Origin of the sequence: Halomonas sp. BC2 (genome assembly GCF_002078115.1) — a bacterium.
Taxonomy (GTDB): Bacteria; Pseudomonadota; Gammaproteobacteria; order Pseudomonadales; family Halomonadaceae; genus Vreelandella; species Vreelandella stevensii.
Genome location: NZ_LFGT01000008.1, coordinates 207,572 through 227,558, shown reverse-complemented (window position 1 = coordinate 227,558; position 19,987 = coordinate 207,572). Strand labels below are relative to the sequence as shown.

Below are 19,987 nucleotides of genomic sequence, written 5' to 3'. Positions count from 1 at the left end.
GGCGGCGGAGGCCAGAGCGAAGCCCATCTTGCCCGAGCTGTGGTTGGACAGGTAGCGCACCGGGTCCAGGGCTTCACGGGTGGGGCCCGCGGTGATCACCACGTGAGGGCGCGTTGCGCCCTGGGCGGGCGACGCAACCTTGGCTGCTTTGGCGAAGTGCTGTTGAAGGGCTGCGAAGATATCCTCGGGTTCGCTCATTCGCCCTGGGCCAACGTCGCCACAGGCCTGCTCGCCAGCGGCAGGGCCGATCAACTGCCAGCCGTCGGCGGCCAGCTGTGCCTGGTTACGCTGCGTGGCGGGATGGCGCCACATGGCCTGGTTCATGGCGGGGGCCATCAGCCGTGGCGCTTCCGAAGCAAGGCACAGAGTGGTCAGCAGGTCGTCGGCCATGCCGTGCGCCAGGCGCGCCATCACATCGGCCGTGGCCGGGGCCACCAGCAGGGCATCGGCCCAGCGGGCCAGTTCAATGTGCCCCATCCCGGCTTCTGCCTCGGGGTCCAGCAGCGAGGTGCGCACGGGCTCGCCAGAGAGAGCCTGCAGCGTCAGGGGGGTGATGAAGGCTTGAGCACCCTCGGTCATCACCACGCGCACCTCACAGCCTGCCTGCTTCAGCAGTCTCACGATCAGCGCGCTTTTATACGCGGCAATACCGGCGCTGACGCCCAGCAGCACGCGCTTACCTGCGAGCAGGGCGGTCGGCGATGGTTCTGATAGTGGTCGTGGGGACTCGGACGCTTGCGAGAGTGATGCCATGGTCGGCGATTCCGTATGACGGTCGTAAGGAGGCTTACCATACCATTTGGCGGTTTATTTTGGCATGCTCGGTGGACGTGTTATAACGCCAGGTATAGTGAGGAATGGTGAAGGCGAGGGCGTGAGCCACACGCCTGGGGCATAGGCTGGGGGGCATGGATGGGTATCAATCATTGGCCAGAAGGTGAGCGACCCCGTGAAAAACTGCTGACCATGGGGGCGCAGTCGTTATCGGATGCCGAACTGCTGGCGATCTTTCTGCGGGTGGGGGTTCAGGGGCGTTCGGCAGTGGACCTGGCGCGTGACCTGCTGGCGAGCTTTGGCGGGTTGCGACAGCTGCTGGAGGCAGACAGAGAGCAGTTTTGCACCGCTCGTGGGTTGGGCGATGCCAAGTTTGCCCAGCTGCAGGCCACCCTGGAGCTGTCACGACGGCATTTGGCCAGTCAACTGGCGCGCGGCAATGCGTTGACTTCACCTGCTCTTGTGCGCCACTACCTGAGTTCGCAGCTGCGCCACCTGGGGCATGAGGAGTTTGCGGTACTTTTTTTGGATACTCAGCACCGAATCATTCGCTATGAATCCCTGTTTCGCGGTACCCTAGACAGCGCATCCGTTTACCCCCGCGAAGTTGCCAAGCGTGCGTTGGAACTCCACGCTGGCGCTGTCATCCTGGCCCACAATCACCCTTCGGGTGTGGCTGAGCCCAGCGACGCTGATCGACGTATCACCGAACGCTTGAAAGATGCCCTTGCTCTCTTTGACGTGCGAGTGCTGGATCATTTTGTGGTGGGAGACGGAGACGTGGTGTCCTTTGCCGAGCGCGGCTGGCTCTAGCGGGCAGGTCATGCGCACGCACTCCGGCAGTATCGAAAAGGCAGGCTGGTCCGCTCGATGCTGCGGCTGTCGTGACGAAAATTGTCCAAAAACGTGCTTTTTTGGCCTTTTTGGGCGGTTTCGCTTGCCGGTGGTCGGGTGCTCTGGTATAAAGTGCCACCTTTGAACTTGGGTTGAATAACGGATTTGGGTACAGCTAGGCGGTTAACTGCGTCGACTCCCTCCCTGCTCCGGTTTGCCCGACAGTTTTGAACAACTCGCCAAGCGGTTGGAGGCTCTCATGTCCAAAGTATGTCAGGTTACCGGCAAGCGTCCGGTAACTGGTAATAACGTTTCTCACTCCCAGCGCAAGACTCGTCGTCGTTTCTTGCCGAACCTGCACACCCATCGCTTCTGGGTGGAGTCTGAAAACCGCTTCGTCAAGCTGCGCGTTTCCTCTAAAGGCATGCGCATCATCGACAAGAAAGGTATCGACTCGGTTCTGGCCGACATCCGCAAACGCGGCGACGCTATCTAAGCCAGTTTCTGGCTCAGCATTTTTGGGAGAGTTAAACCATGCGTGATAAGATCAAGCTGGTGTCTAGTGCCGGTACTGGCCACTTCTACACCACTGACAAGAACAAGCGGAACACCCCGGATAAGTTCGAATTCAAGAAATACGACCCGGTCGTCCGTAAGCACGTCATCTACAAGGAAGCCAAGATCAAGTAACTTTGGTTACAATGATCGGCTTTCACCGCAGGCGAGCGCCTGTTGAAAAACCCGGCCCCAAGCCGGGTTTTTGCATGTCTAACGTTCGCGTTTCGCGTGTTAGCATCGCTGTCACTGTGCTGTCATCATAGGCTTTCATCATGCCCGAATTGCCTGAAGTGGAAACCACGCGGCGTGGTATCGCGCCTTACCTGGAAGGGCAGGCGATTACCGAAGTGCTGGTACGCCAGCCGCGCCTGCGCGTTCCCGTGCCGGATGATCTGGCCGAGCGGCTGGTCGGGGCGCGCGTGGGTGAGCTTGCCCGGCGCGCCAAATACCTGCAGATTCCGCTGGCCACGCCTACCGGCCACGCCACGCTGCTGTGGCACCTGGGCATGTCGGGTAGCTTGCGGATTGCCCGGCTGGGGGATCTGCCCAAAAAGCATGACCATGTGGATATCGTCACCGCCAGCGGTCATATATTGCGCTATCACGACCCGCGCCGCTTTGGCTTCGTCGATTGGCAGCACGCCGATGCACAGTGCGATACGCGGCTGGCGCACCTGGGCCCGGAACCCCTCGACGATGCCTTCACGGGCCGTTGGCTCCACGCACTGTCGCGCGGCAAGCGCGTCGCCGTGAAGCCTTTCCTGATGGATAACCGCGTGGTCGTGGGGGCGGGCAACATCTATGCCGCCGAGGCGCTGTTCATGGCGGGCATCGACCCGCGCCGGGCCGCCGGACGTATTTCACTGGCGCGCTACGAAGCGCTGGCCCAGGCGGTCAAGGAAGTATTGGCGGCGGCCATTACCCAGGGCGGCACCACGCTGCGCGATTTCGTCAGTGGCCAGGGGGAGCCGGGCTACTTTGCCCAGCAATTGAGTGTCTACGGTCGCCATGGCCAGCCTTGCCTGCGCTGTGGCAGTGAACTCAAGCGCATTACCCTGGGGCAGCGGGCCAGCGTATTCTGCCCCGGTTGCCAGCGCTGAGCGCCGCCCAGGGCGGCTAACTGTTTTGTTTATCTGGAGAATGTTGTGACTCAACGCCTGCGCCTGAATAAAAATGCCGATCGCCGCTTGAAGGCTGGCCATCTGTGGATCTACTCCAACGAAGTCGATATCAAGGAAACGCCGCTGAAGACCTTCGAGGCGGGCGAGCCTGCCTTGGTAGAGGCCTCCAACGGCAAGACCCTGGGCGTGGCCTACGTGAACCCGCACTCGTTGATCTGTGCGCGTATCATGTCCCGCGACCCGGAAATGCGCCTGGACCGCTCGCTGTTCGTGCACCGTTTCAATCAGGCGCTGGCGCTGCGCCAGCGTCTGTTCGATCAGCCCTTTTACCGTCTGATCCATGGCGAGGGCGACCTGCTGCCAGGACTGATCATCGACCGTTTTGGCGATGTGCTGGTCGTGCAGCTCAATACCGCCGGCATGCAGGCCTTGGCCGACGAGATCGTCGATGCGCTGGAAAAGGTCATCAAGCCTGAGGTCATCGTATTCCGTAACGATACCGGGGGCCGCCGCCAGGAAGGTCTGGAAGCCCACGTGGAAGTGGTCAAGGGCACCCTGCCCGACGAAGTGCTGCTGGTGGAAAACGGCGTGACCTTTGCGGTGCCGGTACTCAACGGCCAGAAGACCGGCTGGTTCTTCGACCACCGCGTCAACCGGGCCTGGTTGAACAGTCAGGTTGCTGGAAAGCGCGTGCTGGACGTCTTCAGCTATGTGGGTGGCTGGGGCGTTCAGGCTGCTGCCAGCGGCGCCTCCGAAGTGCTGTGTGTGGATGCCTCCGGCGCTGCCCTGCAGCACGTGGCGCGCAATGCCGAGCTGAACGGCGTGCAGGAGCAGGTAGCCGTGGGTGAAGGCGACGCCTTCGAAGCGCTGGCCGCATTGAAAGCCGACGGCGAGCAGTTCGACGTGGTGATTCTCGACCCGCCTGCGTTCATCAAGAAGCGCAAGGACATCCCCAACGGTGAGCGCGCCTATGCACGACTCAACCGCGAGGCGATGCGTCTGCTGGGGCGCGATGGCCTGCTGCTGTCGGCGTCCTGCTCCATGCATCTGGCCCACGAGCGGCTGGTGGATGTGGTGCGCGGTGCCGTGCGCCATCAGGACCGCCATGGCCAGGTGATTTTCCAGGGCCATCAGGGGCCGGATCACCCCGTGCACCCGGCGATTCCCGAAACTGCTTATTTGAAAGCGCTGGGCGTGCGGGTCTTCCGCGACTGAGCATCGCCCGCTGTCGAGCGCCGTCATCATAGGAAAGGAGGTGGCCACATGGAGTGGGCATTGCCAGAGCCGTTCGTACTCACGCTGCAGGTCGCGCCGGAAGCCATCGACGCTTACCGGCACGTCAATAACAGCGAGTACCTGCGCTGGGTAGAGCAGATCAGTTGGGCCCACTCCGAGGCGTTGGGGCTGTCGCTGGAACGCTATCGGGCGCTGGACCGGGCGATGGTGGTCCACCGCCACGAGCTGGACTACCTCGCCCCTGCTTTTCAGGACGACACGCTCTGCCTGGCCACCTGGATCGTCGACTGCGACGGCCGCTTCAGCCTGACGCGCCGCTTTCAACTGATACGGCCAGCAGACGGCAAGACGCTGCTGAAGGCGCGCACGCGGTTTGCCTGTGTCGCGCTTTCCAGCGGTCGCCCCAAACGCTTGCCGGAGGAGTACCAGCGCATTTATGGCGCTGCGGTGGTGGCGGAATAAACAGCCGTGTTTTGGTAGTGTTGACTACCGAATGCCGCATGCCTTTTTAATACCTGCCAATAGCTGGTTGTAACTTTGTGAGTGATTCCCCTCCAGTGCTATCGCTAAGCCTAACGCACGAGAGCCTGATAGCTTTTGGTACTTTGGAGCAATGCGCTTCAACTCTTGGGCTGCGTTATTCAGACGGTCAGGGGTGCGGTATTTGGCTTTCGTTTGCTGCTTTGCCAAGCTGGCAGGCCCAAGGGCTTGTGCAACCGCCTTGAGGTCTCCAAGATAAAAGCTTTCAAGCTCATGGCAGGCAATGCGAACGATGGCATCAGGGTGGCCTGCCTCGCTGCATAGCGTCACTAGACGCTGCTTGATTTGCAGGCAGTCGCCTGAGTCCTGATCACGCATGACCAGGAAGCATGACTCTGGGTTTTGCCATGCTCGTAAACGTATCGGCAGGCGCTTTTCTAAATCCTGCTTCCCTTCAAAAACGATATAGCGAGTTTCGATGCCTGGTAAGAGGCGAGGTATTATCCCTTGCAACATTGCCTTGGCTGAGGGCTCCTCCAAAAAGAAAACTAGTTCCATTATTCTGGTCCTGCCCCTTCAAAAAAACCTTCTTTCCAAAGATAACCCATCTGATCCCCTTCCTCGATAAAGGCAACAAGCTGCCGATTGTCCTTGGCTCGACATATGTTTGTATAGCCTTTCTCTTTCACGAGCCAGTAGACTTCCTCCACCTGCACGGCATTAAGGAAATCAGGAGAGTGGCTCGATACAAAAACTTGTCCTCCTCTCTCAGCGTAAGCACGAAATTCTTCTGCCAATTCCCACAGTAAGGTGGGATAAAGCTGGTTTTCCGGTTCTTCGATACAAAGTAAGGGGTGTGGCTCGGGATCGTAGAGTAGTACTAGATAAGCAAACATTTTAATGGTGCCGTCAGATACATACCGGTCGATAAATGGATCGATGAATGAGTCGTCTTGAAAGTTTAGAATCAGCCGTCCATCTTGCGTCTGGATGGGTTCTATTTTATTAATGCCTGGAACCCGATGTTTCATCGCCTCGACCATTTGGTCAAAAATACTAGGGTGATTTTCATAAATATTTCTTGCTACTAACTGCAAGTTATCACCTGATATAGAGAGGTGCTCGAATTCTCCAATGGCTTCTTTGCTACCACGAGCCAAATTGATATGAAAATCTGAAACATGCCAGTTTTCTATTAGTTGACGAAATGCATTGGCTGCTTTAAATCGTTCGAATTGTCCTAAGCCTTTAATCGCCAATGCATCTTTGCCAACATTTTGCTGCTCCCTTTGAAGTTCTTCATCTTGCTTGTCGAAATCTTCTTCATTCGTGATGGCGTAGCCCACGCCGCCTGAAAAATCCAGGAAGTGATAAGGTGAACCATAGCGACCACGTTTGTAACGAAGCACTTCACGCCTCACTGTCACCTGTCGATTTTCGATTCCTATTTCGATCAAGTACGAGATCAATCGTTCGACGCCAGCAATATCCATGCGAAATTTTATTTCCAGCTCAATGGATTCATTGCTATCCACACCACGGCTAAGTACTTCTTTAAACCCGCCACGGACCTGCAGTGCTTGCTTAACATTGAAGGTTAGGCAATCCTTGAGGAAACCAAAAACATCAAATAGGGTTGATTTTCCTGAGCCGTTAGCACCGACGACAACACAGAAGCGTGGCAAGCCTTCCATCTTGGCGTGGCGAAAACTCTTGAAATTTTTAATTCGAATCGTTTCGATATGCATTGTTCGTCTCCGTCAACACCCAGTCCATTTGGCTCGCCGGGATGACCGGTATCGAGTGAGACTGTGGCTATCATCCTAACATCAGGAAAAACACTGTGCAGCACGGCTGGATAGCACTACAACAGCCACTCGCGCTGAAGAGGCGAATCCTGATAAGCAATGCCAACAGCCAGTACCTTCAGACCGCTCAATCAGCACCCTCGTGAATAAGGCGGGGTTAGGGGCAGAGGTGACGATTCTCGATACCTCGGTGGCCCGGCTGGAAGCGTTGGATGCGCGCTACCAGGGGCGTATCAAAACCGTCTACTCCACCGCCGATGCGCTGGACCATGCGGCACGCACTGCCGACATGATCGTGGGCGCGGTGCTGATCCCCGGCGCGGCAGCTCCCAAATTGATCACCCGTGCCATGCTGGCCGAGATGAAACCCGGCAGTGTGCTGGTGGACGTGGCCATCGACCAGGGCGGCTGTTTCGAAACCAGCAAGCCCACGACCCACGCCGAGCCCACCTATCTCGTGGATGGCATCGTGCACTACTGTGTGGCCAACATGCCAGGCGCCGTGGCACGCACGTCTACCCTGGGGCTTACCAACGCGACGCTGCCGTTCGTGCTGGCGCTTGCCGACAAGGGGTGGCGCCAGGCGGTGGGTCCATTAGTAGTGGGGCGGGATGTCGTCTTCGGGGCGAAAGCCGCCCTGTGAGTCGCTGGCTTGCAGCGCCTGATGCTGTTCGCGGAGCCGTTCACGCATCAGGGCGCTCAGCTGTTCCAGCTTTTCGAGGCGGCGCTCCTGCTGGGCGACGGCCTGGTCGAGGGTGTCCAGCCAATGTTCCTGATAAGCCAGCCGACTTTCCAACGATTCAATACGTTGAGTGAGCTCGGCAGGCGTTAATTCGTTTGTCATGATAACATCGTCACCGTATGTAGTATGCTCGGTACTGTTAGGAAAGGGCCTGGTAGGCCGAGTATTGTCTTGCTTCTGTTACCCATACAACAAGAGAGCTTTTATCATCCATGAACCCAAAAGTTGTTTTTCGCTGTTTCTTTATCAGTATCTTACTGGCCGCCCCCACGCCGCTTCTTCTGGCGGGGATTGTTCATTTAACCAATGCACCGCTGGCTGAACAGTGGTTGGTCGAGGCTGCTTTCAGTGTGTATGCCGCTGTGGCACTTGGCTGTTTTGCAATGTTGTTCGTCGGTACGCTGGCGGCTGCGGCCCTGGCACCACCGATGGTAGTAAAGGCCGATGTGGCCAGGGGAAAAGCTGCCCCGCGTCAGCCTCAGGCAGCACCCGTGGTGGACGATGAGGAAGAGGATATCATCGACCCCAACGATGGCCGTGAAGAGGGCGAGGTCAAGTGGTTCAACACCAACAAGGGCTACGGCTTCATCACCCGGGACAATGGCGAAGATGTCTTCGTGCATTTTCGGGCGATACGCGGTCGTGGCCCACGCATGCTGGCCGAAGGTCAGATCGTGCGTTACCACGTGATCAAGAACGACCGTGGCCTTCAGGCCGATGATGTCAGCATTATCGATTAAGCGCTCCGGCGCGGTTGCTGACAGGAAAACCCCCGCCTTGTGCGGGGGTTTTTACGTTTAGCGCCCGGAATCTGGCCATTCGATGGCTTTTTCCTGGCCACCGGGCAGCACTTGCCAGAAGCGGTCCGGGTCATCGCCAGGGTGCCATCCACCCAGCGAACAGCGGACTTCCACGTTGAGCGCTTCGGCCGCGTGCTGCGCGCACTCCTGATCGGTGTGCCAGGGGGTGTGGGCGCTGTCGAACCACAGGCTGGCAAAGCCGTCGGCGGCGTTGTCCACCAGCAGCACCGGCACGCTTTCTCCCTGATGCTGGCCACGGGTTTTCCACTTGCCCTTGCCCGCCGGGCCCAGCGGTGGGGCGTCGAGGGTTTCGCTGAGCCAGGCGTTGAGATCGTCCAGCGACACGCGGGCCAGGTACACTTCGATATCCGGAAACCGCTCCATCATACGCATACCTCGTCAGTAGTGAGCAGCGCCTGTAGGGTGGCTTCGTAGATGCGGCTGAGCGCATCGAGGTCGCTGGCCAGCACGCGCTCGTTCACCTTGTGAATGGTGTCGTTAAGCGGGCCCAGCTCCACCACCTGTGCCCCCAGGGTGGCAATGAAGCGGCCATCGGAGGTGCCGCCGCTGGTCGACAGCTGCGGGCGCTCACCGGTGACGGCTTCCACGCCGCGAATGGCCGCATCGACCAGTTCACCTTCGGCGGTCAGGAAGGGCTCGCCGTTCAGGGTCCAGTCCACATGGTACTCGAGGCCATGGCGATCCAGAATCGCTTCGGTGCGGGCTTTCAGTGTTTCGTGGGTCACTTCCGTGGAGTAGCGGAAGTTGAACACCACTTCGATGTCGCCAGGGATCACGTTGGTCGCCCCGGTACCCGCGCGCACGTTGGAAATCTGGAAGCTGGTGGCGGGAAAGAAGTCGTTGCCCGCATCCCAATGCTCGCGTGCCAGGGCATCGAGCGCAGGCAGCGCCTGGTGAATGGGGTTGCGTGCCAGGTGGGGGTAGGCCACGTGCCCCTGCACCCCTTTGACATGCAGTACGCCGCCCAGCGAGCCGCGTCGGCCGTTCTTGATCACATCCCCCAGCCGCGCCGTGGAAGAGGGCTCGCCGACGATGCAGTAGTCCAGCCGTTCGTTGCGCTCGCGCAGGTGCTCCACCACGGCCCGGGTGCCGTCCACGGCGGGGCCTTCCTCATCGGAGGTGATCAGGAAGGCGATACGGCCGTCGTGGTCGGGGTAACGGGCCACGAAGCGCTCCACGGCGGTCAGCATGGCGGCCAGGCTGCCTTTCATGTCGGCTGCACCGCGCCCGCAGAGCATGCCCTGCTCGTCGATACATGGCTCGAAGGGCGGAAACTCCCAGCTGGTATGCGGCCCACTGGGGACCACGTCGGTATGCCCAGCGAAGGCCAGTACCGGGCCATGATGGCCGCGCACGGCCCAGAAGTTTTTCACATCGCCGAATGGCAGCTGCTCGACATGGAAACCGAGCGCCGTGAGGCGCTCGATCATCAGCTCCTGGCAGCCCTCGTCGTCCGGGGTCACCGACGCACGACCCAGCAGGTCAAAGGCCAGGGTGAGCGTCGGTGACAGGGCGGCAGACTCAGTTGTGGGCATGCAGCGCCTCGTTCAGCGCAATGGCACTCTTGTTGGTGAGGCACTCGATGCGGCCATTTTGCGAGTTGCGGCGCAGCAGCAGGTCGTCCTGGCCAGCCAGCTCACGGGCGGCCACGGTGTTGACTTCCTGACCCTGGTCGTCGAGGACGGTCACCTTGGCGCCAGCGGTGATGTACAGGCCTGCTTCCACGGTGCAGCGGTCGCCCAGCGGAATGCCGATACCGGCGTTGGCGCCGATCAGGCAGCCTTCACCCACCTTGATGATGATGTTGCCACCACCGGAGAGGGTGCCCATGGTGGAGCAGCCGCCGCCCAGGTCGGAGCCTTTGCCGACCATGACACCCGCTGAAATGCGGCCTTCGATCATGCCCGGGCCTTCGGTGCCCGCGTTGAAGTTGACGAAGCCTTCGTGCATGACCGTGGTGCCTTCGCCCAGGTAGGCGCCCAGGCGTACGCGGGCGGTGTCGCCAATGCGGATACCGGTGGGCACCACGTAGTCGGTCATCTTGGGGAACTTGTCGACGCAGTCGACGGACAGCGCGCGGCCTGCCAGGCGTGCCTTGAGGCGGCGAGCCGGCAGCTCCTCGATGTCGATGGCGCCTTCGTTGGTCCAGGCGATGTTGCGCAGCAGGCCGAACATGCCGGTCAGGTCCAGGCCGTGGGGCTTCACCAGACGGTGGGACAGCAAGTGCAGCTTGAGGTAGACCTCCGGCACGGTTTGCGGCGCCTGGTCGGTGTCCAGGAACATCGCTACCAGCGGGCGCTGGCTGGTGGCGAAAGACTCGGCCAGCGCTGCCTGCTCGGAATGACCCGCGGCTTCCAGTGCCTTGGCCAGGCGGGTGCAGTCTTCCGGCAGGAAGCTGACAGGGCTGTTCTCGGCAGCGGCGCCCAGCGCTTCCCTGGCGGCGGCCACCAGGCGCTCGTCGGGGTTCAGCAGCGGGGCCGGGTAGTAGATTTCCAGCCAGTCACCCTGGGTGTTTTGGGTACCAATTCCAAGCGCAAAGCTCAGCATAACGGGGCTTCCTTCAAGGTTGTGTGTCTAATGTGTGTCTAAGAGGGGGCGTTCAGCCGCTCAGTTTGTCGTAATCGCCGTCGCGGTAGCCGACCAGGATGGTGCTGTTGTCGACTTCGAGTAGCGGACGCTTGAGCAGCGTGGGTTGTTCCAGCAGCAGCCGACGGGCCGACGTGGCGTCCAGCTGATCCTTTTCCTCCTGGGGCAGGTTGCGCCAGGTGGTGCTGCGCTTATTGATGGCTTCCAGCAGCGGCACCCGCTCGAGAATATGCTCCAGCAGGCTGGCCGACAGGCCATCCTTGCGCAGGTCATGGGTCTTGAAGGGAATGCCGCTCTCCTCCAGCGCCTTGCGGGCTTTGCGGCAGGTATCGCAGGTGTTGATGATATATAGCGTCAGCATGGAAAAGCCTCCTTGTCGTGGGGTGTCGCGGCGTTAGCTGCGCTCGATCAGCTGGCGCAGTCGCTTGGCTGCTTCCAGGGTCGGTTCGAGCTCTGCCACCAAGGCTAAGCGTAGTCGACCTGCGCCCGGGTTATGGCCATCCTTGCCAGGGCGGCCCATCAGGCTGCCGGGCAACACGCTGACATGCTGTTCGCTGAACAGCCGCTGGGTAAAGGCGATATCGTCGCCCCCCGGCACGGCGGGCCACAGATAGAAGCTGGCTTCGGGCGTCGGGAACGACATGACTGGTGCAAGGACCTCGGTGACGGCGCTGAATTTCTCGCGGTAGGCGTCACGGTTGGCGCGCACATGGGCTTCGTCCTGCCAGGCAGCGATGGAGGCGTGCTGCAGCGGCAGTGACATCGCGCAGCCGTGGTAGGTGCGGTAGCGCTTGAACGGGGCGAGGAGATCGGCGTCGCCCGCCACGAAGCCCGAGCGCAGCCCTGGCAGGTTGGAGCGTTTGGAGAGCGAATGAAACACCACGCAGCGGCGGTAGTCATCGCGGCCCAGCTCGGCGCAAGCCTGCAGCAGTCCGGGCGGCGGAGTGGCTTCGTCCAGGTAGAGCTCGGAGTAGCACTCGTCGGAGGCGATGATGAAGTCGTGTTCGTCGGCCAGGGCAATGAGCTGCTTGAACTCGGCCAGCGGGGTCACCGCGCCGGTGGGATTGCCCGGAGAGCAGAGGAAGACGATTTGCACGTCGCGCCAGGTGTCGGCGCTGACGGCTGCGAAATCGGGGCGAAAGCCATTGTCGGCGGTGCAGTCCAGGTAAAGTGGCTCGCCGCCTGCCAGCAGCGTGGCGCCTTCGTAGATCTGATAAAACGGGTTGGGCACGGCTACTCTGGCGGGGCGGGTGCGGTCCAGCGCCGCCTGCACGAAGGCGAAGATGGCTTCACGGGTGCCGTTTACCGGCAGCACCTGGCGTTCGGCGTCCAGCCCGGCCAGACCAAAGCGCTGGGTGGCCCAGGTGGCAATGGTCTCGCGCAGGGCGGGCAGGCCGTTGGTGGCTGGGTAGCGCGCCATCTCCAACTGGTGGGCAATGAGTGCGTCCAGTGCGCCCTGGTAAGGAGCATGCTGGGGCTCGCCAATGGTCAGCGGAATGTGCGCAAGCCCCGCCGGAGGCGTGAGCGTCGCCTTGAGGGCGGCCAGCTTTTCAAACGGATAGGGGTGCAGGGCGTTCAGGTCTGAGTTCATGGCGAGTCCGTACCGTTTATCGAACCGCCGATTATAGGCAACCCCTGGGGCAGGCTCAAACCCAACGACCAGGGGCTGCTCGGCCAGGCACTTGGGCTAGACGCTCAATACGTCGATCAGCCGCTCACGAAGCTGCTGTTGACGGGCGGGGTCGGTGAGCGGTTCACCGGCCTTGGTGGTGATGAAAAAGACGTCCTCGACGCGCTCGCCCAGGGTGGCGATCTTGGCGGCCGACAGGGCGATATCCTGCTCCATGAAGATACGTCCCACTCGGGCCAGCAGGCCGGGGCGGTCAGGGGCGGTCAGCTCCAGCAGCGTGCGCTCATTGGCCGGGTCCTGCTCGATGACGACTTCCGTGGGCACCTTGAAGTGCTTCAGCTGGCGCGGGGTGTGCCGGGTGACGATCTCGGGGTAGTCGTCCGGGTCGTCCAGCTCTTCCACCAGGTGGCTGCGCATCTCTTCGATGCGCTGTGGGTCACGGATTGGCTGGCTATGGCTATCCAGCACGATGAAGGTATTCAGCGTCCAGTCGTTGTGGGACGTGGCGATCCGCGCATCGTGGATGGACAGCCCCAACTGCTCCATGGCCGCAGCCGTGGCGGCAAACAGATCATCCACGGAGCGGGTGTGGATAAACACCTTGGTGCCGCCCTCGGCCATGTCGGCGGTGGGGGCACTGATCAGCACCAGCGGCAGGGGGGAGGGCTGATGGGCCAGAATGCCCTGGGTCTGCCACACGATCTCGCTGGGGGCGTACTGCAGGAAGTAGTCCTCCCCGAGGGACTCCCATAGCTGATCGATTTGCTGGCTATCCACTCCAACGGTCTGCAGCAGTGAGCGGGCCTCGGTGCGTGTCTCTCTCACCCAGTCGTCTCTGTCCGGCGGGTTTTTCAGCCCTCGGCGCAGGGCGCGCTTGGTCTCTGCATGCAGCTGGCGCAGCAGCGAGGCCCGCCAGCCGTTCCATAGCGTGGGGTTGGTGGCATTGATGTCCGCCACGGTGAGCACGTAGAGGTAGTCCAGGCGGGTTTCGTCGCGCACGACCAGCGCAAAGTCGCGGATCACGTCCGGGTCGCTGATGTCGCGCTTCTGGGCAGTCATCGACATCAGCAGGTGATGCTCGACCAGCCAGCTGACCAGGTTCGTATCGTGCTGGGAGACGTGATGACGACGGCAGAACTGCGCCACGTCACGGGCGCCGATTTCCGAGTGGTCTCCGCCGCGCCCTTTGCCGATGTCGTGGAACAGGCCAGCGATCCACAGCAGGTCCAGCTTGGGCAGCTGGTGGATCAGGTTGGCGGCCACCGGGAAGTCGTCCTTTGCCTCGGGCTTGCGGAAGCCGTGCAGGAATTTCAGCAGGCGCAGGGTGTGGGCGTCCACGGTGTAGATATGAAACAGGTCGTGCTGCATCAGCCCCACTGCTCGGCCGAACTCCGGCAGGTACTTGCCCAGAATGCCGTAACGGTTCATGCGCCGGAGCTGACGAGGCACGTTGCCCGGCGCCCGCATGAGCGCCATGAAGAGCCGCTGGTGGCGCGGGTCTTCCCGGTAGTGGTCATCGATCTGATGGCGATGGTCACGGATCAAACGAATGGTGTCGGCGCGCACGCCTTCGATTTCCGGGTGCTTGGCCATCAGCAGAAACAGCTCCAGCATGGCGGCCGGGCGTTCGCGAAACAGGCTGCGCGAGCGGGCCTGAATGTAGCCCCCCTTGATCTCGAAACGGTCGTTGAGCTTGACGGTTTCCAGCGACTCCTTGCCGCGCAGGATCACTTCATCGAAGTGCTGCAGGAGCATGTCGTTGAGGCCTGCCAGCGCCGTCACATGGCGGTAGTAGCGCTTCATGAACTGTTCGACGGCCAGCCGCTCGGGCGTGTCCTTGAAGCCGAACATCTCGGCGATGGTGCGCTGGTGGTCGAACAGCAGGCGGTCTTCGGCGCGCCCGGTGAGCATGTGCAGGGCGTAGCGAACCTGCCACAGGAACGACTGCCCCTGGCTGAGGATGCGCAGCTCGGCGTCGTTCATGAACCCGTTGGCGACGATGTCGGTATACTGCTCGGTGCCGAAGTGCCGCTTGGCGACCCAGCCGATCATCTGAATGTCCCGCAGGCCGCCGGGCGAGCTTTTCAGATTGGGCTCCAGGTGGTACTCGGAGTTGTTGTAGCGGTAGTGGCGGGAAATCTGCTCTTGCCACTTGGCCTCGAAAAAGCGGTTGGCGGGCCATACGTGAGGGGCGCTCAGGCGCTCACGCATCTGTTCGCGCAGGGTCTCGGGGCCCGCGATCAATCGCGACTCCAGAAGATTGGTGATGACCGTCACATCGGCTTCGGATTCCCGCTCGCAGTCGTTGAGCGAGCGCACGCTATGGCCGATCTCCAGGCCAATGTCCCACAGGAAGGTTACGAAGGCGCTCAGCGGCTCCCGGTAGGGGGTGTCGTCATCGTGTTCGAGCAGCAGCAGCAGGTCGATGTCCGAGTGGGGGTGCAGTTCCCCGCGCCCGTAGCCGCCCACCGCCACCAGCGCAATGCCGTCGTCGGGCCAGGCGTGGCGCTGCCAGGCAATTGCCAGCAGCTGGTCGAGATACCACGCGCGGCCGCGTACCAGATCACGTATGTCCGCACCCGCGCGAAACTGTTCGTCGAGGCGCGCCTGAATCTCCTTGAGCGCCGCCTTGAACGGGGCGATAGGTGAGCGCGCCCCGGACAGTTCGGTGCGAAACAGGTCCAGGTCGAAAAGCGACGTGTCCGGCTCGAACCGGTAGTGGTGTAGTAGCATCAGGCGTTCAAAAAGCCGAGGTCTTCGTTGCTGCGTGCGGTGAGCACTTCCACGCCGGTCTCGGTGACCAGTAGCGTGTGCTCCCACTGCGCCGACAGGCTGCGGTCCTTGGTCACCGCGGTCCAGCCGTCGCGCAACACTTTGGTCTTGTAGCCGCCCACGTTGATCATCGGCTCGATGGTGAAGCACATGCCCGCGTCGAGACGAATGTCGGCATCCGGGGCGTAGCCATCGTAGTGCAGGAACTGAGGGTCTTCGTGGAACTCAGCGCCGATGCCGTGACCGCAGAAGTCACGCACCACCGAGTAGCCGTTGGCTTCGGCGTGCTGCTGGATCACGCGGGCCAGCTCGGAAAGACGCACGCCGGGCTTGACCAGGGCGATGCTCTTGTACAGGCACTCCTGGGTGATGCGGCACAGCCGCTCGCCCTGGATGGTCTCGCCGATCACGAACATCACGCTGGAGTCGCCGTGGTAACCGTCGGGGGTGCGCACGGTAATGTCCAGGTTCATGATGTCGCCGTTTTTCAGCTTCTTGGCGTCATCCGGGATGCCGTGACACACCACGTGGTTGATCGAGGTGCAGGTGGCCTTGGGGAAGCCGTGATAGTTCAGCGGCGCCGGGGTCGAGCCCAGTTCGTTGACGATGTACTCGTGGCAAAGGCGGTCGATCTCGCCGGTGCTGATGCCTGCCTGGATGTGCGGCGTGATCATTTCGATGACGCTGGCGGCCTGGCGTCCGGCTTCGCGCATTTTCTCGATTTCAGAAGGCGTCTTGATGGGAACGTTCATGAATTCTCGATGTGGCTTCAGAGTAGGGGATGAGCGGTCATTTCGGCAGCTATAACGCAGCGGCGACTTCATCTTGGCAATGATCTATGGTATAAAGCCGCGCGCTTTCCTGCAATCGCCATCCGCAGCTTCTTTTGCTGGCGCAGGCGACAGGCAAGAGCAACAAGAGCGCAACCCGGCATGGCTGGGTTGCAAGATAGCAAGCCTTGAAAACACACATGCACCGGCACATGGTCCCGGGTGCCTTTAGCAACGCCTGGCGGTGCTACTGGTCGGATCCATGGGGTGCGTGGAGGCCTAACCCGAGTTTCAGGAGTTTTACCATGTCTCATGTCAATATGCGTGACCTGCTGAAGGCAGGCGCTCACTTCGGTCACCAGACCAAGTACTGGAATCCGAAGATGGGCAAATACATCTTCGGCGCGCGCAACAAGATTCACATCATCAACCTTGAGCACACTCTGCCGGCGCTGAACGAAGCGATCGACGTGATCGAGAAGATGGCGTCTTCCAACAACAAGATCCTGTTTGTTGGTACCAAGCGCAGCGCGAGCAAGATCATCAAGGAAGAAGCCAACCGTGTTGGCCAGCCGTTCGTCAACCATCGCTGGTTGGGCGGCATGCTGACCAACTTCAAGACCATTCGTCAGTCCATCAAGCGTCTGCGTGACCTCGAAGTCATGCGCGAAGACGGCACGTTCGAAAAGCTGACCAAGAAAGAAGTCTTGATGGCCACGCGTGAGCAAGAGAAGCTCGAGCGTTCTATCGGTGGTATCAAGAACATGGGCGGCCTGCCGGACGCACTGTTCGTGATCGACGTTGACCACGAGCGCATCGCGATCAACGAAGCCAACAAGCTGGGTATCCCGGTCATTGGCGTGGTAGATACCAACTCTAACCCGGATGGCGTTGATTACGTGATCCCGGGTAACGATGACTCCATCCGCGCGATCCAGATCTACGTGAAGGCGATTGCCGACGCGTGCACCCGTGCGAAAGAAGGTCGTCCCGAAGAGTTTGTCGAAGTGACGGAAGAAGCCGCTTCTGCCGACGCTGACGCTGCTGCCGAGTAACGCTGGCAGTGGGTGCGGCGGGCAGTTGAGCCGCATCGTCAAGAGGGGGCCTTATGCCCCCTTTTTCCCGCTTTGGGTGCTCCCAAACGGGCCGATCACGCCGAGCACCAGGTGCCGGCAAGCGCTCTGCACTGTGATACGCAACGGTCATCTATCGTGGGTATACTCTGTAGCGCGTTTAACTCTCAGTTAGAACCATTTCCGAGGTGAAATCTCATGGCAGCTATCAGCGCCTCTCAGGTTAAGGAACTGCGCGAACGTACCGGTCTTGGCATGATGGAGTGCAAAAAAGCACTCACCGAAGCCGGCGGCGACATTGACGTGGCGATCGAAAACCTGCGTAAAAGCTCTGGCCTAAAAGCCGCTAAGAAAGCGGGTCGTACCGCTGCAGAAGGCGCCGTGGTAACGCGTGTCGCTGAAGACGGCAGCTACGGCGTCATGGTCGAAATCAACTCTGAAACCGATTTCGTTGCCCGCGACGATAACTTCATTGCCTTCACCGGCAAGATTGCGGATGCCTTCTTCGCTGCCAAGAGCGAAGACGTGGCGGCCGTCATGGCGGGTGATCTGGAGTCTGCGCGTGAGCAGCTGGTTCAGAAAATCGGCGAGAACATCGGCGTGCGTCGTGCCGTCGTCGTCAACGCTGTAGACGCTGGTCTGGTTGGCGAGTACGTTCACGGTGGCCGCATTGGCGTACTGACCGTGCTGAAAGGCGGTAATGCCGAGGTTGCCAAGGACGTTGCCATGCACGTGGCTGCCATCAACCCGGCAGTGGCCCACCCGGCCGACATGCCCCAGGAAGAGCTGGACAAGGAAAAAGCCATCATCCTGGCGCAGCCGGACATGGCGGGCAAGCCCGAGCAGATCGCCGAGAAGATGGTCGAAGGCCGCCTGAAGAAGTATCTGGCCGAGAACAGCCTGACCGAGCAGCCGTTCGTCAAGGACCCGAACCAGTCCGTTGCCGAGTTCGTCAAGGCAGCTGGCGGTGAAGTGGTCAGCTTCATTCGCTTTGAAGTGGGCGAAGGCATCGAGAAAGAAGAAGTCGACTTTGCCAAAGAAGTTATGGAACAGGCTGGCCGTCGCTAAGGTCAGAGGTTTCTGTAAGATGATGGCGTGCGCGCGAGCGCACGCCTTCGTGTATCCGGCCCCTGTGTAATACAGGTGCTGTCTCGCCCACCTGTGTCCAGGTCTGCCTCAGGAGAGATGCCATGTCACGTGAGATTCAAGAGTCTGCCCCCGCTGCCACGAAAATCGACAAGTCGAAGTCGAAATACAAGCGTATTTTGCTGAAGCTGTCGGGCGAAGCGCTAATGGGAGAGCATGATTTTGGTATCGACCCCAAAGTGCTGGACCGAATGGCACTGGAGATCGGCCAGCTGGTCGGGATCGGTGTGCAGGTGGGTATCGTGATTGGAGGGGGTAACTTGTTCCGTGGCGCTGCGTTGAACGAAGCGGGCATGGACCGAGTGACGGGTGACCACATGGGAATGCTGGCCACCGTGATGAATGCGCTAGCCATGCGCGATGCGCTGGAGCGCTCCAATATTCGTTCACGGGTGATGTCGGCGATTCCCATGAGCGGGGTGGTGGAGCATTATGACCGCCGCACCGCCATCCGCTACCTGACCTCCGGCGACGTGGTGCTGTTCTCTGCAGGCACCGGTAACCCTTTCTTCACCACGGACTCGGCCGCCTGCTTGCGCGGTATCGAAGTGGACGTGGACGTCGTCATCAAAGCCACCAAGGTGGACGGCGTGTACAATAAGGACCCGGTGAAGTACCCCGACGCCGTAAAATACGACCAGCTCTCCTACGACGATGCGCTGGAGCAGAAGCTGGGCGTCATGGATTTGACCGCTATCTGCCTGGTACGTGACCATAATATGCCGGTGCGGGTATTCGATATGAACAAGCCTGGTGCCCTGCTGAATCTGGTAGTAGGGGGCAAGGAAGGCACGCTGATAGACAGAGGGTAACAACGTGATCAACGACATCAAGAAAGATGCAGAATCTCGCATGAAGAAGAGCGTCGAGGCGCTGCACGTCAACTTTAACAAGATTCGCACCGGGCGTGCGCATCCCAGCATCCTGGATGCCGTGACCGTCGAGTACTACGGTGGCCAGGTGCCGCTGAATCAGGTGGCTTCGGTCAGCGTCGAAGACGCGCGCACCCTGACCGTTGCCCCCTGGGAGCAGGGCATGGTGCCGAAGATCGAAAAAGCGATCATGACCTCTGACCTGGGGCTCAACCCCTCCAGTGCCGGTAACGTGATTCGCGTGCCCATGCCGATGCTCACCGAAGAAACGCGCAAAGGCTACATCAAGCAGGCGCGTGGCGAGGCCGAAACCGCCCGCGTGGCGGTGCGTAACGTGCGTCGTGACGCCAACGGTGACTTCAAGTCGCTGTTGAAAGAGAAAGAGATCACCGAAGATGATCAGCGCCAGGGCGAAGACGAGATCCAGAAGCTGACCGACAAGTACATCGCCGAGATCGACAAGGCGTTGGCAGCAAAAGAGCAGGATCTCATGCAGGTATAACGATGTCGTCGACATCGCAGACTGCGTTCACTTCACCACGGGCAGCCTGGCTGCCCGTGGGCCATCGCTTGGCTTTAATATGATTGATCTTTGGTGCGAGACCCCATGACCTCCCCCCAGCTTCCCTCACTGCAGCCGGGCGGCACGGAGCCTTCTCGATCCGAGGGGGGGCTGCCGTCCCATGTTGCGATCATCATGGATGGTAACAATCGCTGGGCTCGGGCGCGTGGGCTGTCAGGTGCGCGAGGCCACCGAGCAGGCG

The 19,987-nt window shown here is 60.6% G+C and carries 22 protein-coding genes and 1 pseudogene; 12 read left to right on the top strand and 11 right to left on the bottom strand.

All coding sequences use genetic code 11. The features are described from left to right. On the bottom strand, positions 1-753 hold a 753-nt coding region (coaBC, locus tag B7L71_RS06415), incomplete at its 3' end, for a bifunctional phosphopantothenoylcysteine decarboxylase/phosphopantothenate--cysteine ligase CoaBC (protein ID WP_249273186.1). 159 nt (positions 754-912) lie between these two features. On the opposite strand from coaBC, the gene radC reads away from it, so the two are divergent. From radC to B7L71_RS06385, 6 genes are all read left to right on the top strand, one after another. Further along, the gene (gene radC / locus B7L71_RS06410; RefSeq protein WP_016915066.1) at positions 913-1,587 is read left to right on the top strand and encodes a RadC family protein; all 675 of its coding nucleotides are present in this window, start codon (positions 913-915) and stop codon (positions 1,585-1,587) included. Between the two features lie 280 nt (positions 1,588-1,867). After that, positions 1,868-2,104, top strand: a complete 237-nt coding sequence (gene rpmB / locus B7L71_RS06405) for a 50S ribosomal protein L28 (RefSeq protein WP_016915065.1) — start codon at positions 1,868-1,870, stop codon at positions 2,102-2,104. 38 nt (positions 2,105-2,142) lie between these two features. Continuing rightward, positions 2,143-2,298 (top strand): 50S ribosomal protein L33, encoded by a 156-nt coding sequence (gene rpmG, locus B7L71_RS06400; RefSeq protein WP_009098622.1) that lies wholly within the window; start codon positions 2,143-2,145, stop codon positions 2,296-2,298. 140 nt (positions 2,299-2,438) lie between these two features. Further along, on the top strand, positions 2,439-3,266 hold the full coding sequence (gene mutM, locus B7L71_RS06395; RefSeq protein ID WP_081136752.1) for a bifunctional DNA-formamidopyrimidine glycosylase/DNA-(apurinic or apyrimidinic site) lyase: 828 nt from the start codon (positions 2,439-2,441) through the stop codon (positions 3,264-3,266). 45 nt (positions 3,267-3,311) lie between these two features. After that, entirely contained in the window at positions 3,312-4,502 is a 1,191-nt protein-coding gene (locus B7L71_RS06390) for a class I SAM-dependent rRNA methyltransferase (protein ID WP_081136750.1), read from the top strand. 48 nt (positions 4,503-4,550) lie between these two features. Next, positions 4,551-4,985, top strand: coding sequence for an acyl-CoA thioesterase (locus tag B7L71_RS06385; protein ID WP_016915062.1), 435 nt, complete (start codon positions 4,551-4,553; stop codon positions 4,983-4,985). Between the two features lie 24 nt (positions 4,986-5,009). Here B7L71_RS06385 and B7L71_RS06380 read toward each other — a convergent pair whose 3' ends face one another. Together B7L71_RS06380 and B7L71_RS06375 are read right to left on the bottom strand one after the other, a co-directional pair. Then, positions 5,010-5,561 carry a DUF4276 family protein gene (locus B7L71_RS06380; protein ID WP_081136749.1) on the bottom strand — a complete coding sequence of 184 codons (552 nt, stop codon included), beginning with the start codon at positions 5,559-5,561 and terminating at the stop codon, positions 5,010-5,012. Further along, on the bottom strand, positions 5,561-6,751 hold the full coding sequence (locus B7L71_RS06375; protein WP_081136747.1) for an AAA family ATPase: 1,191 nt from the start codon (positions 6,749-6,751) through the stop codon (positions 5,561-5,563). The genes B7L71_RS06380 and B7L71_RS06375 overlap by 1 nt, the downstream gene beginning before the upstream one ends. A gap of 214 nt (positions 6,752-6,965) precedes the next feature. Between B7L71_RS06375 and B7L71_RS06370 the strand changes: the two are divergent. Next, positions 6,966-7,400: pseudogene (locus tag B7L71_RS06370) on the top strand (alanine dehydrogenase); the annotation flags it as partial. Between the two features lie 6 nt (positions 7,401-7,406). Here the strand turns inward: B7L71_RS06370 and B7L71_RS06365 are convergent. Then, the gene (locus B7L71_RS06365; protein WP_039175223.1) at positions 7,407-7,655 is read right to left on the bottom strand and encodes a SlyX family protein; all 249 of its coding nucleotides are present in this window, start codon (positions 7,653-7,655) and stop codon (positions 7,407-7,409) included. 110 nt (positions 7,656-7,765) lie between these two features. Between B7L71_RS06365 and B7L71_RS17865 the strand changes: the two genes are divergently transcribed. Beyond that, a complete protein-coding gene (locus tag B7L71_RS17865; RefSeq protein ID WP_081136745.1) occupies positions 7,766-8,293 on the top strand; it encodes a cold-shock protein in 528 nt (175 codons plus the stop codon). 57 nt (positions 8,294-8,350) lie between these two features. Here the strand turns inward: B7L71_RS17865 and B7L71_RS06355 are convergent, their stop codons facing one another. The 7 genes from B7L71_RS06355 to map all read right to left on the bottom strand — a co-directional run bounded on the left by B7L71_RS06355 (position 8,351) and on the right by map (position 16,114). Next, positions 8,351-8,740 carry a hypothetical protein gene (locus B7L71_RS06355; RefSeq protein ID WP_039175225.1) on the bottom strand — a complete coding sequence of 130 codons (390 nt, stop codon included), beginning with the start codon at positions 8,738-8,740 and terminating at the stop codon, positions 8,351-8,353. Continuing rightward, a complete protein-coding gene (dapE, locus tag B7L71_RS06350; RefSeq protein WP_081136743.1) occupies positions 8,737-9,909 on the bottom strand; it encodes a succinyl-diaminopimelate desuccinylase in 1,173 nt (390 codons plus the stop codon). The genes B7L71_RS06355 and dapE overlap by 4 nt, the downstream gene beginning before the upstream one ends. Next, complete coding sequence (dapD, locus tag B7L71_RS06345; RefSeq protein WP_081136741.1) at positions 9,896-10,921, bottom strand: 2,3,4,5-tetrahydropyridine-2,6-dicarboxylate N-succinyltransferase; 1,026 nt, start codon at positions 10,919-10,921, stop codon at positions 9,896-9,898. The genes dapE and dapD overlap by 14 nt, the downstream gene beginning before the upstream one ends. 52 nt (positions 10,922-10,973) lie before the next feature. Beyond that, entirely contained in the window at positions 10,974-11,321 is a 348-nt protein-coding gene (locus B7L71_RS06340) for a Spx/MgsR family RNA polymerase-binding regulatory protein (protein WP_016915053.1), read from the bottom strand. A gap of 33 nt (positions 11,322-11,354) precedes the next feature. Further along, on the bottom strand, positions 11,355-12,551 hold the full coding sequence (gene dapC, locus B7L71_RS06335; RefSeq protein ID WP_081136739.1) for a succinyldiaminopimelate transaminase: 1,197 nt from the start codon (positions 12,549-12,551) through the stop codon (positions 11,355-11,357). A gap of 96 nt (positions 12,552-12,647) precedes the next feature. Further along, positions 12,648-15,323 (bottom strand): [protein-PII] uridylyltransferase, encoded by a 2,676-nt coding sequence (locus B7L71_RS06330; RefSeq protein WP_081136737.1) that lies wholly within the window; start codon positions 15,321-15,323, stop codon positions 12,648-12,650. After that, entirely contained in the window at positions 15,323-16,114 is a 792-nt protein-coding gene (gene map / locus B7L71_RS06325) for a type I methionyl aminopeptidase (RefSeq protein WP_081136735.1), read from the bottom strand. Before map ends, B7L71_RS06330 begins: the two co-directional genes overlap by 1 nt. 323 nt (positions 16,115-16,437) lie before the next feature. On the opposite strand from map, the gene rpsB reads away from it, so the two are divergent. The 4 genes from rpsB to frr all read left to right on the top strand — a co-directional run bounded on the left by rpsB (position 16,438) and on the right by frr (position 19,725). Further along, positions 16,438-17,187: a 30S ribosomal protein S2 gene (rpsB, locus tag B7L71_RS06320; RefSeq protein ID WP_016915049.1), complete on the top strand. Its 750-nt coding sequence runs from the start codon at positions 16,438-16,440 to the stop codon at positions 17,185-17,187. Positions 17,188-17,403: 216 nt separating this feature from the next. Then, positions 17,404-18,273 (top strand): translation elongation factor Ts, encoded by an 870-nt coding sequence (tsf, locus tag B7L71_RS06315; protein ID WP_016915048.1) that lies wholly within the window; start codon positions 17,404-17,406, stop codon positions 18,271-18,273. Positions 18,274-18,395: 122 nt separating this feature from the next. Next, positions 18,396-19,163, top strand: coding sequence for a UMP kinase (gene pyrH / locus B7L71_RS06310; protein ID WP_081136733.1), 768 nt, complete (start codon positions 18,396-18,398; stop codon positions 19,161-19,163). A 4-nt stretch (positions 19,164-19,167) separates the two neighbouring features. Further along, complete coding sequence (gene frr / locus B7L71_RS06305) at positions 19,168-19,725, top strand: ribosome recycling factor (RefSeq protein ID WP_081136731.1); 558 nt, start codon at positions 19,168-19,170, stop codon at positions 19,723-19,725. The last annotated feature ends 262 nt before the right edge of the window (positions 19,726-19,987 follow it).